Genomic DNA, 13,657 nt, shown 5'->3' on the forward strand with positions numbered 1-13,657 from the left:
TGTCTTGTTGTATTGGCAAACCCTGAAAAATCACGGCCCGGAGGCCGTCAGCCGACCCGCTGCCCGACGCCCAGATCCCTCAACGGATGCGCCTCGCTCGACCACGGCGAGGCGAGCATCGCCTGGAGGTCGGCCTCCGGCACGCTGGCCACATCGGCATGCGACCAGCGCGGCGTCTTGTCCTTGTCGACCAGCAGCGCGCGCACGCCTTCGGCCAGATCGCCGCGCTGGCAGCACTGCACCGAGAGCCCGAGCTCGTCGCGGAAGGCGTCGGCCAGCCCGGTGTGGCGATGACGCTCGAGCATCCGCCACACCAGGTGCGCGGTCAGCGGACAGCCGGCGGCGAGGCGCGCGCGATTGGCCGCGAGCCACGCATCGTCACGGTCGTCGGCGAGAATGCGCGCCACGGCATCGGCGGCACTCGTCTCGCCGACCAGCGACTGCAGGTGATCGCGCCGTGGCCAGACCTGCCCCTCCGGGGCCTGCTCGCGGGCCTCGAAGCGGTCGAGCACCCCTTCCACCGCCAGCCGGCACGCCGCCGGGGCATGATCGCCGTGGTCGGCCTCGACCAGGGCGGCGAGCAGATCATCGCGGCGCGCGCGGGGCACGAAGCGATCGGCCAGCCCCAGGTCCAGGGCATCGCGGGCGTTGAGCTGGGCCCCGGTCAGCCCCAGGTAGGCGCCGATGCCGGGCGGCATGCGATTGAGGAACCAGCTCGCGCCGATGTCGGGGTAGAGCCCGATGGTGATCTCGGGCATGGCGATCAGGGTGGTCTCGGTGACCACACGCTGGAAGCCGCCGGCCAGCAGCCCCAGGCCGCCGCCCATGACGATGCCGTCGCCCCACACCAGCAGCGGCTTGGGATAGGTGTGGATGCGGTGATCCAGCCGGTACTCGGCGGTGAAGTAGCGCGTGGCGAAGGTCTCGTCACGGGCCGCGTCGTCGGCCAGCGATCGATACAGCGCCACCACGTCGCCGCCGGCGCAGAAGGCCTTGCCGCCGGTGCCTTCCAGCCACACCGCCACCACCCGCTCGTCCCGCGCCCAGGCCTCGAGCCGGTCTTCCAGCAGCTGGATCATCTCCAGCGACAGCGCATTCAGCGCCTTGGGCGCATTGAGGGTCGCCACGCCGATCCGGCCGCCGCCGCGCGTGGGGAGTTCGTCGAAGCTGACCACGGGGTCCGACATCACTGTCTCCTGATAGTCCGTGTGAGAGAGTCCGTACGAGGGTGACGGCCGTCCGCCGGCCGCTCCCGGGTGTCGGGTCACTGCAGGCCTTCGACGACGCCGTCGGCCAGCAGCCGGCGAGCGACGATCAGCCGCATGATCTCGTTGGTGCCCTCGAGGATCTGGTGCACGCGCGTGTCGCGCACCAGCCGCTCGAGGGGATATTCGCGGATATAACCATAGCCACCGTGCAGCTGCAGGGCCTCGTTGCAGACGTTGAAGCCCATGTCGGTGGCGAAGCGCTTGGCCATGGCGCAGTGGGCGGTGGCCTCCGGGTCGCCCTGGTCGAGCCGCCAGGCGGCGTGGCGCACCATCAGCCGTGCCGCGCTGAGCTCGCTGGCCATGTCGGCCAGCTTGAACTGCAGCGCCTGGAAGCTCGCCAGCTCGCGACCGAACTGCTTGCGCTCGCCCAGGTAGTCCCGCGACAGCGTCAGCGCCTGCTGGGCCGCGCCCAGCGAGCAGCTGGCGATATTGAGCCGCCCGCCGTCGAGCCCCTTCATGGCGAAGCGGAAGCCTTCGCCCTCCTCGCCCAGCCGGTTGCCCACCGGCACGCGCACGCCGTCGAAGCTGATCAGGCAGGTGGGCTGGCTCTTCCAGCCCATCTTCTCTTCCTTCTTGCCGACCGCGATGCCGGCGGCATCGGCCGGCACCAGGATCGCCGAGATGCCGCCAGCGCCGCTGTCCGGCGCGCCGGTGCGCGCCATCACCACCAGCACCTGGGTCGCGCCGGCGCCGGAGATAAACATCTTGCTGCCGGAAATCACGTACTCGTCGCCGTCACGCACCGCCCGGGTGGTGAGGCTGGCGGCGTCCGAGCCGGCGCCCGGCTCGGTGAGGCAGTAGGAGCCCAGGGCGTCACCCGCTATCATGGCCGGCAGATAGCGCTCGCGCAGGGCATCGCTGCCCCAGCTGGCGACCATCCAGGTCACCATGTTGTGAATGGTGAGGTAGGCGGTGGTACTGATGCAGCCCTGGGCCAGGCGCTCGAAGATCAGCGAGGCATCGAGTCGCGACAGCCCCAGCCCGCCGTGTTCCTCCGGGGTATAGAGGCCGAGGAAGCCGGCCTCGCCGGCCCGACGGATGACGTCGACGGGAAAATGGCTGCGGGCGTCCCAGTCGGCGGCATGATCGGCCAGCTCGGCCCGGGCAAAGTCGGCGGCCGCATCGGCCAGCGCTCGCTGGTCTTCGGTCAGCGCAAAATCCATGGAAACACCTCCGTCGAGAGAATCGGGAACGGCCGAGTGCCGGGCCAGCGATGCACATCCGCGGGATCCTCCCGGCGGCTATCGCCAACCTAGCAATGGCTCGGGTTATCCCATATCCCGCCATGGTCTAACAAGCACTTTACGTTAACGTAAACCTCGTCTAGGGTTCTCGGACGAGGTGGGAAACCGCCGGTGGACCACCCGGCTACAGGATCGATCACATGACGCGAACGCCCTCCCAGGCACAGGACAGCGACAACGACGCCCTACCCCGGCAGCAGCGCACCTACACCATCGGGGAGCTGGCCCAGATCTTCGAGGTCACGCCCCGCACCATTCGCTTCTACGAGCAGGAGGGCCTGCTGGCCCCCTCGCGCCAGGGGCAGAAGCGCATCTACCGCGAGAAGGATCGCGTGCGCCTCAAGCTGACCCTGCGCGGCAAGCGCCTGGGCTTCTCGCTGGCCGAGATCCGCGAGGTGGTGATGATGTACGACGCCATGCCGGACGGTAACGCGCGCCAGCTCAAGCGGCTGCTGGAGCTGCTGGCGGAGAAGCGGGCCAACCTGGAGCGCCAGCTCGAGGACATCCGCCTGATGCGCCTGGAGATCGACGATGTGGATCAGCGGGCGCGGGACGTGCTGCGCCAGCTGGAGGACACGCCGTAGCCGGGGCGGCCACCGAGGCAGGGTTTCCCGATTTTCCCGAGACAACACCGCCATGTCCCGAGATAACACAACAAAGAGAGCCACCATGCCACGCCAGCCTCGACACGCCAGCTATCTGAGCGGCATCAGCGACACCCCTCTCAAGGGCCAGACCATCGGCGACTGCTTCGACGACACGGTCGCGCGCTTCCCCGACCGGGACGCCCTGATCAGCCGCCACCAGGGCCTGCGCTACCGCTGGCGGGAGCTGCAGGACGCGGTGAACCGCGCGGCCCGCGCGCTGATGGCGCTGGGCGTGGCCAAGGGCGATCGGGTCGGCATCTGGTCGCCCAACACCGCCGAGTGGGCCATCACCCAGTTCGCCACCGCCAAGATCGGCGCCATCCTGGTCAACATCAATCCCAGCTACCGCACCCACGAGCTGGAGTATGCGCTGCGCCAGTCCGGCACCTCGACGCTGATCCTGCAGGGGCAGTTCAAGACCACCGACTACGTAGCGATGCTGGCCGAGCTGGTGCCGGAGCTCGATGACGTCGCGCCCGCGGACCTCACGAGCGCCACCCTGCCCAACCTCAGGCGGGTGATCTGCCTGGATGGCGCCCGGGCGCTGTCCGGCATGCACAGCTGGGCGACCATGCTCACCCACGCCGACCGGGTCAGCGACGCGCAGCTGGCCGAGCGACAGGCCGAACTCGAGTTCGACGAGCCGATCAATATCCAGTACACCTCTGGCACCACCGGCGCCCCCAAGGGCGCCACGCTCTCCCACCACAACATCCTCAACAACGGCTTCTTCGTCGCCCGCACCCTCGACCTCACCGAGGCCGATCGCATGGTGATCCCGGTGCCGCTCTACCACTGCTTCGGCATGGTGATGGGCAACCTCGGCTGCATGACCCACGGCGCGGCGATGATCTATCCCGGTGACGGCTTCGACCCGCAGGCCACCCTGGCGGCGGTGGCCGAGGAGCGCGCCACCGCGCTCTACGGCGTGCCGACCATGTTCATCGCCGAGCTGGAGCATCCCGAGTTCGAGCATTTCGATCTCTCCAGCCTGCGCACCGGCGTCATGGCCGGCTCGATCTGCCCCATCGAGGTGATGCGCAAGGTCATCGAGCGCATGCACATGCAGGGCGTGACCATCTGCTACGGCATGACCGAGACCAGCCCGGTGAGTCTGCAGACCCGCACCGATGCCCCGCTCGAGCAACGCGTGACCACCGTCGGCAGCATCCATCCGCACCTGGAGGTCAAGCTGGTCGATCCCGGCACCGGCGCCCTGGTGCCGCGCGGCGAGCCCGGGGAGCTGTGCACCCGGGGCTACAGCGTGATGCTCGGCTACTGGCACAACGAGGAGGCGACCGCCAAGGCCATCGACGACGCCGGCTGGATGCACACCGGCGATCTGGCGACCATGGACGACGACGGCTATGTGGCCATCGTCGGGCGCATCAAGGACATGATCATCCGCGGCGGCGAGAACATCTATCCGCGCGAGATCGAGGACTTCCTCTACACCCACCCGGCGATCTCGGATGTACAGGTCATCGGCGTGCCCGACGACAAGTACGGCGAGGAGGTGATGGCCTGGGTCAAGCTCGCCGAGGATGAGACCCTCGACGAGGACGGGCTCAAGGCCTTCTGCCAGGGCAGGATCGCCCACTACAAGATCCCGCGCTACGTGAAGTTCGTCGACGACTTCCCGATGACCGTCACCGGCAAGATCCAGAAGTTCAAGATGCGCGAGGAGGCGACGCACGAGCTGGGACTGGCGTAGGCGCCGAGCGCCGAGCGCCGAGCGCCGAGCAGAATAGTGCTCACCTGCCGACTCGAACGCCACGAAAAAACCTCCAGCGAGGTGACTCTGCTGGAGGTTTTTTCTTGGCTGCTTGGCTGCTTGGCTGCTTGGCTGCTTGGCTGCTTGGCTGCTTGGCTGCTTGGCTGCTTGGCTGCTTGGCTGCTTGGCTGCTTGGCTGCTTGGCTGCTTGGCTGCTTGGCTGCTTGGCTGCTTGGCGCTTACATGCCCTTGGGCGCGAAGATCCCCGGCGCGTTGCGCCAGTAGCCCTTGTAGTCCATGCCGAAGCCGAACACGTAGCGATCCTCTACCTCGAGGCTGCAGTAGTCGGCCTTGAGATCCGGCATCGCCTTGCGATCGTGACGCTTGTCGACCAGCACCGCGGTGGAGATGCTGGCGGCACCGGCCTCGCGGCAGTAATCGAGGATGGCGGCCAGCGTGGAGCCCTCATCGAGGATGTCATCGACGATCACCACGTGACGGCCGGCCATCGGCACTTCGGGGGACACGCGCCAGAACAGCTCGCCGCCGCGGGTGCCGCCGCGATAGCGAGTGGCATGCAGGTAATCGACCTCGAGCGGGAAACCGAGCCGGGTCAGCAGGTGGCCGGTGGTGATCAGGCCGCCGTTCATCACGCAGTAGAACACCGGCAGCTTGTCGCCCAGGTCGGTCGCGATCTCTTCGGCCATGCGGTCCAGGGCACGCTCGACCTCTTCCTGGCTGATCAGGCAATCGGCGGAATCCATGACCTCACGCATGTCCGACAGGGACGGGAGGGCATTGGCATCGAGTTTAGGCATCGTCAGCTCGTCGTAGTTCGAAAGTCAGAGTTCGAAATTCAGGAAACCGTCAGTCGGCGGCCATGGCCTCGAGGTGCGCATGCACCCGACGCCAGCGCGACAGCGCCACGAGCGCGTCGAGATCGGGGCGCGCCCGGCCGTAGCGCAGCTTGGCGGCGCGCTTGGTGGTGCGGCCCTCGCAGGCCTCGACCACCTCGAGGGCGGCGGCGCGATCGTTGCACACCAGCAGCATGTCGCAGCCGGCCTCCAGGGCCAGACGGGCACGCTCGGCGGGCGCGCCGACGCTGGTCGCGCCGGCCATGCTCAGATCATCGGAGAAGATCGTGCCCTTGAAGCCCAGCGACTCGCGCAGCATCCCGAGCCAGGCCGGCGAGAATCCGGCCGGGCGGTGGTCGAAGGCCGAATACACCACATGGGCCGGCATGATGCCGCCGAGACGCGACGACAGGGACGCGAAAGGCACCAGGTCACGCTCGCGCAGCGCCTCGAAGGGGCGCGCGTCCACCGGCAGCTCGTGGTGCGAGTCCGCGGCCACGCCACCGTGTCCGGGAAAATGCTTCCCCACCGAGGCCATGCCGGACTCGTGCAGCCCTTCGACGAAGGCACCGGCCAGCTGCGTCACCACCTCGGGATCGGCACCGAAGCTGCGATCACCGATCACCGTGGACTGGCCGTCGTCGACGTCGAGCACCGGCGCGAAGCTGAGATCCAGCCCGCAGGCCGCCATTTCCATGCCGAGCAGCCAGCCGGTGTCCTGGCACAGGCGTCGGGCGACTTCGGGCGCCGCCCGATGCTCACGGCCGAGCCGGCCCATGGCCGGCAGTCGGGTCACCCCCTCACGCAGGCGCTGCACGCGCCCGCCCTCCTGGTCGATGGCCAGCAACAGTTCCGGGCGCACCTGCCGGATCGACCGGCACAGTCCCCGCACCTGGGCCGCATCTTCGACGTTGCGGCCGAAGAGAATCACACCACCAACCGCGGGACGCATCAGCAGCTCGCGCTCCTCATCACGCAGCTGCGTCCCTTCCAGGTCCAGCATCACCGGTCCGAGCGTCTGGGTCATGTTCGCCTTCCTGACGGATGAAGGGAGGCGATTCTAGACCAAAGCCAGCGCCGACGACAGTCCGCGGCACCCCCCCTCGTTTGAGAAGATAGATGACCCCGGACAAGTCGTCGCGGGCTCCGTAGAATGGGCGCCATCACCTTCTCGCCCTACTACCCGCGGATAAGGAGCGTCCCTTGCCTGTCGATCTTCCCCCTGTGCTGCTGTGGCCGCTGGCTGCGGTGATCGGTCTGTGCCTCGGCAGTTTCCTCAATGTGGTGATCACCCGCCTGCCGGTCATGCTGATGCGCGAGTGGCGCGCCGAGGCCCGCGAGGCGCTGGAGCTCGAGGCCGAAGACACCCCGACCTTCCACCTGGCCGCGCCGCGTTCGATGTGTCCGCGCTGCGAGTCGCCGATCGCCTGGCACGACAACATCCCGCTGCTCGGCTGGCTGAAGCGCCGCGGGCGCTGCGCCCACTGCGATACGCGCATCAGCCCCCAGTACCCGCTGGTGGAGCTGGCCGGCGCCCTGCTGACGCTGGCGGTGACGGCGCTGTTCGGCCCTACCCTGGAGGGGCTGTTCATCCTCGGCGCCTGCCTGAGCCTGCTGGCGATGGCGGCGATCGATCTGCGCACCCAGCTGCTGCCGGACGCGCTGACCCTGCCGTTGCTGTGGGCCGGCCTGCTGTACCAGCTGCTGTTCCAGCCGCTGCAGCTGCCGGGCGCGGTGATCGGCGCCATGGCCGGCTATCTCTCGCTGTGGGGCTTCTACTGGCTGTTCAAGCTGGTCACCGGCAAGGAAGGCATGGGCTACGGCGACTTCAAGCTGTTCGCCGCGCTGGGCGCCTGGCTCGGCTGGACCTTCCTGCCGATGATCCTGATCCTGGCCGCCGGTGCCGGCGCCATCGTCGGCGTGATCGTTCAGCTGGCCGTGCCGCGCCTGCGCGGCGCGCCGATGCCCTTCGGCCCCTGGCTCGCCGCGGCCGGCTGGATGGCGCTGCTGCTCGGCGAACCGCTGATGGCCACCTACCTGAATCTGGTGCTGTGAGATGTCCGAGACGACCCTGATCATCGGCGTGACCGGCGGCATCGCCTCCGGCAAGTCCACCGTGGCCCGCGCCTTCGCCGCGCACGACATTCCCTGGGTGGATGCCGACGACGTGGCCCGCGAGGTGGTCGAGCCCGGCGAGCCCGCCCTGGCCGCCATCGTCGAACACTTCGGCCCCCGGGTGCTGCAGACGGACGGCCGCCTGGATCGGCGCGCGTTGCGCGAGATCGTGTTCGCCGACGAGGCCGAGCGCCGCTGGCTGGAGTCGGTCACCCATCCGCGCATCCGCGAGCGCCTGCTCGAGCGACTGGCCGCGTTTCGCGAGGGCCCGGCCCCCTATGCGCTGCTGGTCTCGCCGCTGCTGTTCGAGTCGGGCCAGCATGCGCTGGTCGACCGGGTGCTGGTCATCGACGTGCCGGAGGCGCTGCAGATCGAACGCACCGCCGCCCGCGACGGCGTCGACGAGGCCCAGGCCCGCGCCATCGTGGCCGCCCAGATGCCTCGCGACACGCGCCTGGCCCGCGCCGACGAGGTGCTCGACAATGCCACCGACGAGGCCGGCCTGGCGGCCCGGGTCGCCGAGCTGGACCGGCGCTATCGGGCGCTTTCCGGTTTGCCCCCGGCGCGCTGATTCGTCATCCTTTCCTCGATTTACTGACGCCGAGAGAATCCCCATGAGCCAAGCCGAGTCCGAGCGCCCCCTCGAGGTCGCCTGCCCCCAGTGTCGCACCAAGGTGGCCTGGAGCGAGGACAACCCCTATCGCCCCTTCTGCAGCAAGCGCTGTCGCCTGCTCGATCTGGGCGCCTGGGCCGACGAATCGCACCGCATCGCCGGCGAGCCCGCCATGGACGAGACCGACATCGATGCCCTGCTGGCCCGCGCCGATCGCGACGGCGGCGTCTAGGCGATGACCAGCCGTGCGCCCGAATACCAGCTGCTGGCTCGACTGGAGGCCGCCTTCGACGGCCTGATCGAGGCCAGCGAGGCACTGGTGAGCACCTGTCGAGACGAGGGCGGACAGACCTGGGCCTTCGGACGCGAACGCGCCGATGCCGACTGGCTGCACGAGGCGTTGCTGGACGTCTGGTATCAGGATGGGCAGGACGGACGCAGCACGCGCAGTCATGTGGGACTGGTGGCCGCCACGCCGGCGGTCATGGACGCCGCCCTGCGGGTCAACGGCGCCAAGCAGGCCTTCGCCGACCTGCTGGCCAGGATTCGGGAGGAAGAGCCCTCGCTGCTGCCCGAGATCAAGGCGGTGCTGCCCTTTCGCCATCCCGAGCTGCATACCCATCTGCGCGGCAGCGGCCTGGCGAGACTGCATCTCAAGCAGTGCTGGCGAGGCATTCCGCTGGCCCCGGCACCGGTGGCCAGGGTGCGCTTCGCCTGGTACTCGAGCGGGCGCTCCATCAAGCGGCTGAGCGTGCGCGAGGCCGAGCAGAAGCTGCTGGCCCTCGATACCGACGCCCCGCATGTGCACATCCAGCTGCGCCAGCTGGCCGGGATTCCGGACGGCGAGCCGCTGGCCCAGGTGCAGACCCAGGCACCGCTGATGCGGGCCAACCTGTTCTTCACGGAACCGCTGGAAGACGGCCACCGGCGACGCGCCATGAACGTGGCGCTGCCGCTGTTCGTGCCGGCCGACGACGGTCGCCTGCCGGATCACAACCAGCCGCCGGACCATCCCCCCCAGACGCGCACGCGGGCGCGTCGCCGCGACGAGCGACTGGAACAGGAGCCGCTGCTCCCGAGCCTCAGGGTCTATCGCTACCGTCGCTGAGGGCCGCGCCGGATCTTAGGTGAAGCGCCTCAGGGGCATGTCAGGCAATGCGCCCGAGCCCCTGCAGCGTCCGCAGAAGATCGCTGACGCTGTCCTCATCCTGGGCATAATCCTGCATCAACTCCCGGAGACGGCGCTCGAAGAGCTGCTGGCGACTCTCCGGCGCTTCCATCGGCAGCTCAGGCGGCTCATCCGGAGAACGAACCGGGGACCCGGTGGAAATATCCAGGGCCGGACCGGAAGTGTCGAGCTCACGCAGCGCCTCGGCGAAGGCATCATCGAGTTCACGGAACTTGCGTAACTTCTCACGCTCATCCATGGGTTTTTGAAATCTGTGCTGTTTCATTCGCAACCAGTCGGTTCAAGGCCTGGCCAGAGGAGGAAGACAACGAGGGCCATGGCCGGGCGAGATAACAGCACGATTATACCCACCTCCCCCTCGACAAGCACCCATCCTGTGGCTTTTGGCGCCTATTATGTGCCGAAACGTTCATTACCCGGAGGCAAACTTGCCTTCGCCCCCCGTTAGACTGCATAAAGCAGTGACTGTAGCCTTATAACGACATCAACCGACACGCAGACCACATTCCGGCAAGAAGATCTGCCAGCCATCGATCACGACCGGCATCACGCAAGGCACTGGAAACAACGCAGCAAGGGAGTCGGGCATGTGCCAAGACATGATGCGCGCGGAAATATGGTTGCAGGACACGCTGGGCAACCAGAAGGGCATCGAGGAACTCGCCAGCAGAATTGGCTATTCCTCATCACAGGTCAGACGACGCTTCCGGGATTACTTCGGACTATCACCGGGCGCCTATCGAGACAGACTGCGACTCGAAAAGGCCGCACGCCTGTTAATTCACACGACTTGCCATATCAGCCGGATCGCCAGCATCTGCGGGTATCAGAATCATTCGGCGTTTTCGCGCGCCTTTCAACGTCAGTACGGCCAGCCGCCGCGTCGCTATCGGCAGGCGCGGCGTGTGTCGCTCAAGCGCCGCCTTAACGAGACCGAGGGGTTCTCCTACGCCATCAGGGAACTGCCCGCACGCAAGGCGGTGCTGACGCGCCTGTATCGACCACAGCGGCTGTGTGACAACCTGCGCGACTGGCTCCGCCACACCGAGGGCGCCGAGGCCTTGCCCAGCCGCCTCGAGCGAGCCACGCCCTTGGCCATCTTCCATGATCGCCCACTGGAAGGCGCGCTGCCCCGGCTCGATCTCGGCATGCAGCTCAAGGCCCACAGCACCAGCCTGGCGCTGCCCCCGGCCTTCCGCATGCTCGACCTTCCCGCTCAGCGCCACGCCTGCCTGCCGCTGCAGCATGCCAGCCAGCTGGATGACGCCGTACTGTACATGGCGTGCCGAGGCGTCTCCGGGGCCGGCGAGCCACTCAGCGGCGACCCTCCCCTGCTGCTGCAGACCGAGGACAGCCTGGAACTGCATGTTCCCCTGCTGTGACTGGGACCTGAATCCAAGACACAAAGACGCCGCCCAAGAGGCGGCGTCTCTTAATGCCAGCTGAGCTTCGCCGTATACCCGGCCTTACCGCCGATATCAGTCCTCGGTGCGCACCAGCCAGGACTCGACGGTCTCGGAACCGAACTCGTCTTTCCAGGCCTTCAGGGTCTTCTGATTACCGCCGCGAGTTTCGACGACTTCGCCGGTCTGCGGGTGCTTGTAGATCTTCAGCTTGCGCTTGCGACGGCTGCCGGCGCTGGGGGCCGCGGCCTTGGGCGCCGCACCGGGCTTGGGGTTCAGCAGTTCGATGACATCATTCGCGCTCTTGTCGAACTCTTTCATCAGGGCTTCGAGCTTGGTCTTGAATTCCAGCTCGGCCTTGAGGCGCTCGTCATTCTCCAGGCGATCGAGTTCATCCTGGAGTTGCTTGAGCTGCTGTTCTTTCTGCATGTAATTGCTGAGCAGTGATGACATGTAATCGTTCCTTGTCTGGGGGAGTTTCGGGAATGCCACAACATTATTGCGCCTATTGGCATATCACGCAACTACAGAACAACTCGCGAAGAGTTGAAGGCCACGGTTAAATATAAAACTTACGCCAATAGCGCCTTTATTCATCATTTTTAATATGATGATCAACCCGCAAGTTGCCACCGATGCCGCCGACATCCCGAAGACGGCATCCACGAAGCTGCAAACACCCACTCGCAACCAATAAAAAAAGAGGCGCCGCCCTCGCGGGCGGCGCCTCCGGTCTAGCCAAGATTCGCTAAAGGAGCAGAGCCCCGAATCTTAGTCCTGACCCATCTGCTGCTTGATCAGATCACCGATGGTGGTCGGACCATCCTGATCGGTTTCCTGCTGATCGCGCAGCTTGGTCATGTTGCGACGAGTGTCGTCCTGATCCTTGGCCTTGATAGACAGGCTAATCTGACGGCTCTTGCGATCGACGCTGACGATGCGCGCTTCGACGCTGTCGCCTTCGTTCAGCACGTTGCGCGCATCTTCGACGCGGTCAGCGCTGATCTCGGAGGCCTTGAGCACGGCCACGACATCGGTCGCCAGCTCGACGTGAGCTTCCTTGGCGTCAACCTCGACCACACGGCCGGTGACGACGGAGCCCTTGTCATTGACGGCGAGGTACTCGGCAACCGGATCGCTGTCCAGCTGCTTGACGCCGAGAGAGATGCGCTCACGCTCCGGATCGATGGACAGGATGACGGCTTCGGCTTCATCGCCCTTCTTGAAGTTGCGAACAGCCTCTTCGCCGGTCTCGGTCCAGGAGATGTCGGACAGGTGAACCAGGCCGTCGATGCCGCCTTCCAGACCGATGAAGATACCGAAGTCGGTGATCGACTTGATGGTACCGGCAACGCGGTCGCCCTTGTTGTACTGGGCGTTGAAGGTTTCCCAAGGGTTGGCAGTGCACTGCTTGATACCCAGGGAGATACGACGACGCTCTTCGTCGATATCCAGCACCATGACGTCCACGTCGTCACCGACCTGAACGACCTTGGACGGATGGATGTTCTTGTTGGTCCAGTCCATTTCGGAGACGTGAACCAGACCCTCGACACCCTCTTCCAGCTCGGCGAAGCAGCCGTAGTCGGTGAGGTTGGTGACGGTGGCGTGCACCTTGGTGCCTTCCGGGTAGCGAGCCTTGATGTTGACCCACGGATCCTCGCCCAGCTGCTTGAGGCCCAGGGAGACACGGTTGCGCTCGCGATCGAACTTCAGCACCTTGACGCTGACTTCATCGCCGACAGACACGATCTCGCTCGGATGCTTGATGCGCTTCCAGGCCATGTCGGTGATGTGCAGCAGGCCATCGACGCCGCCCAGGTCGACGAAGGCACCGTAGTCGGTCAGGTTCTTGACGATACCGATGATCTGCTGGCCTTCCTGCAGGGTGGCGAGCAGAGCTTCACGCTCGGCGCTGTTCTCGGCTTCGAGAACGGCACGACGGGAAACGACAACGTTGTTGCGCTTCGGGTCGAGCTTGATGACCTTGAAGTCCAGTTCCTTGTTCTCGAGGTGCGTGGTGTCGCGCACCGGACGCACGTCGACCAGGGAACCCGGCAGGAAGGCGCGGATGGAATCCACGTCGACGGTGAAGCCGCCCTTGACCTTGCCGTTGATCACGCCCTTGACGATTTCTTCCTTCTCGAAGGCAGCTTCCAGGACCTTCCAGGCCTCGGCGCGCTTGGCCTTCTCGCGAGACAGACGGGTCTCGCCGAAGCCGTCTTCCACGGCTTCCAGAGCGACATGGACTTCGTCGCCGACGGCGATGGTGAGTTCGCCGTTATCGTCGCGGAACTGGGCCGCGGGAATCTGACCTTCGGACTTCAGGCCGGCATTGACGGTGACCCAGTCACCCTCGATGTCGACGACGGCAGCCGCGACGATGGCGCCCGGCTCCATGTTGATGTCCTGGAGTGACTGTTCAAACAGTTCAGCAAAGCTTTCGCTCATGATGTTCCTACGTGATCAACGTTGTGCGGCAGGGCCGCTCCTCCGTACCACCAGCGAGTACGGGCCATTTCAGACTGCTCCCGGGGATGTTGGCGCTGGTTCGACCTGGCCGGGCTTACGGGACACTTGGGTGCCCGACCACGTCATCACATCGTTCCG

Annotated in this window: 14 protein-coding genes; 7 read left to right on the plus strand and 7 right to left on the minus strand. The window is 66.3% G+C overall.

Annotated features, from left to right (window positions below):
- Positions 1–47: 47 nt before the first annotated feature.
- Entirely contained in the window at positions 48–1,187 is a 1,140-nt protein-coding gene (locus tag ACGTNF_RS04170; RefSeq protein WP_394600563.1) for an enoyl-CoA hydratase/isomerase family protein, read from the minus strand.
- Between the two features lie 77 nt (positions 1,188–1,264).
- Entirely contained in the window at positions 1,265–2,431 is a 1,167-nt protein-coding gene (locus ACGTNF_RS04175; RefSeq protein WP_394600564.1) for an acyl-CoA dehydrogenase family protein, read from the minus strand.
- 221 nt (positions 2,432–2,652) lie between these two features.
- On the opposite strand from ACGTNF_RS04175, the gene ACGTNF_RS04180 reads away from it, so the two are divergent.
- Positions 2,653–3,096: a MerR family transcriptional regulator gene (locus ACGTNF_RS04180; protein ID WP_016856454.1), complete on the plus strand. Its 444-nt coding sequence runs from the start codon at positions 2,653–2,655 to the stop codon at positions 3,094–3,096.
- Between the two features lie 85 nt (positions 3,097–3,181).
- Positions 3,182–4,873 (plus strand): AMP-binding protein, encoded by a 1,692-nt coding sequence (locus ACGTNF_RS04185; protein ID WP_394600565.1) that lies wholly within the window; start codon positions 3,182–3,184, stop codon positions 4,871–4,873.
- Positions 4,874–5,112: 239 nt separating this feature from the next.
- Here the strand turns inward: ACGTNF_RS04185 and ACGTNF_RS04190 are convergent, their stop codons facing one another.
- The gene (locus ACGTNF_RS04190; RefSeq protein WP_016856457.1) at positions 5,113–5,691 is read right to left on the minus strand and encodes a hypoxanthine-guanine phosphoribosyltransferase; all 579 of its coding nucleotides are present in this window, start codon (positions 5,689–5,691) and stop codon (positions 5,113–5,115) included.
- Between the two features lie 49 nt (positions 5,692–5,740).
- Positions 5,741–6,754, minus strand: a complete 1,014-nt coding sequence (nagZ, locus tag ACGTNF_RS04195) for a beta-N-acetylhexosaminidase (protein WP_394600566.1) — start codon at positions 6,752–6,754, stop codon at positions 5,741–5,743.
- Positions 6,755–6,930: 176 nt separating this feature from the next.
- Between nagZ and ACGTNF_RS04200 the strand changes: the two genes are divergently transcribed.
- Genes ACGTNF_RS04200 through ACGTNF_RS04215 form a run of 4 tightly spaced genes read left to right on the plus strand, consistent with a single transcriptional unit; the run spans position 6,931 to position 9,563 of the window.
- A complete protein-coding gene (locus tag ACGTNF_RS04200; protein ID WP_394600567.1) occupies positions 6,931–7,782 on the plus strand; it encodes a prepilin peptidase in 852 nt (283 codons plus the stop codon).
- A 1-nt stretch (position 7,783) separates the two neighbouring features.
- Positions 7,784–8,413, plus strand: a complete 630-nt coding sequence (coaE, locus tag ACGTNF_RS04205; protein ID WP_394600568.1) for a dephospho-CoA kinase — start codon at positions 7,784–7,786, stop codon at positions 8,411–8,413.
- Between the two features lie 43 nt (positions 8,414–8,456).
- Entirely contained in the window at positions 8,457–8,687 is a 231-nt protein-coding gene (yacG, locus tag ACGTNF_RS04210) for a DNA gyrase inhibitor YacG (protein ID WP_035593542.1), read from the plus strand.
- A 3-nt stretch (positions 8,688–8,690) separates the two neighbouring features.
- Complete coding sequence (locus ACGTNF_RS04215; RefSeq protein ID WP_394600569.1) at positions 8,691–9,563, plus strand: DNA replication terminus site-binding protein; 873 nt, start codon at positions 8,691–8,693, stop codon at positions 9,561–9,563.
- A 40-nt stretch (positions 9,564–9,603) separates the two neighbouring features.
- On the opposite strand, the gene ACGTNF_RS04220 is transcribed toward ACGTNF_RS04215, so the two are convergent.
- Entirely contained in the window at positions 9,604–9,909 is a 306-nt protein-coding gene (locus tag ACGTNF_RS04220) for a hypothetical protein (RefSeq protein WP_394600570.1), read from the minus strand.
- A gap of 322 nt (positions 9,910–10,231) precedes the next feature.
- On the opposite strand from ACGTNF_RS04220, the gene ACGTNF_RS04225 reads away from it, so the two are divergent.
- Positions 10,232–11,026, plus strand: a complete 795-nt coding sequence (locus ACGTNF_RS04225) for a helix-turn-helix domain-containing protein (RefSeq protein WP_394600571.1) — start codon at positions 10,232–10,234, stop codon at positions 11,024–11,026.
- A gap of 96 nt (positions 11,027–11,122) precedes the next feature.
- On the opposite strand, the gene ACGTNF_RS04230 is transcribed toward ACGTNF_RS04225, so the two are convergent.
- Positions 11,123–11,500: a histone-like nucleoid-structuring protein, MvaT/MvaU family gene (locus ACGTNF_RS04230; protein ID WP_152479119.1), complete on the minus strand. Its 378-nt coding sequence runs from the start codon at positions 11,498–11,500 to the stop codon at positions 11,123–11,125.
- A 318-nt stretch (positions 11,501–11,818) separates the two neighbouring features.
- The gene (gene rpsA / locus ACGTNF_RS04235) at positions 11,819–13,498 is read right to left on the minus strand and encodes a 30S ribosomal protein S1 (protein ID WP_394600572.1); all 1,680 of its coding nucleotides are present in this window, start codon (positions 13,496–13,498) and stop codon (positions 11,819–11,821) included.
- Between the last annotated feature and the right edge of the window lie 159 nt (positions 13,499–13,657).

This window comes from Halomonas sp. B23F22_10, assembly GCF_043496975.1.
In the GTDB taxonomy this organism is placed as follows: domain Bacteria; phylum Pseudomonadota; class Gammaproteobacteria; order Pseudomonadales; family Halomonadaceae; genus Halomonas; species Halomonas smyrnensis.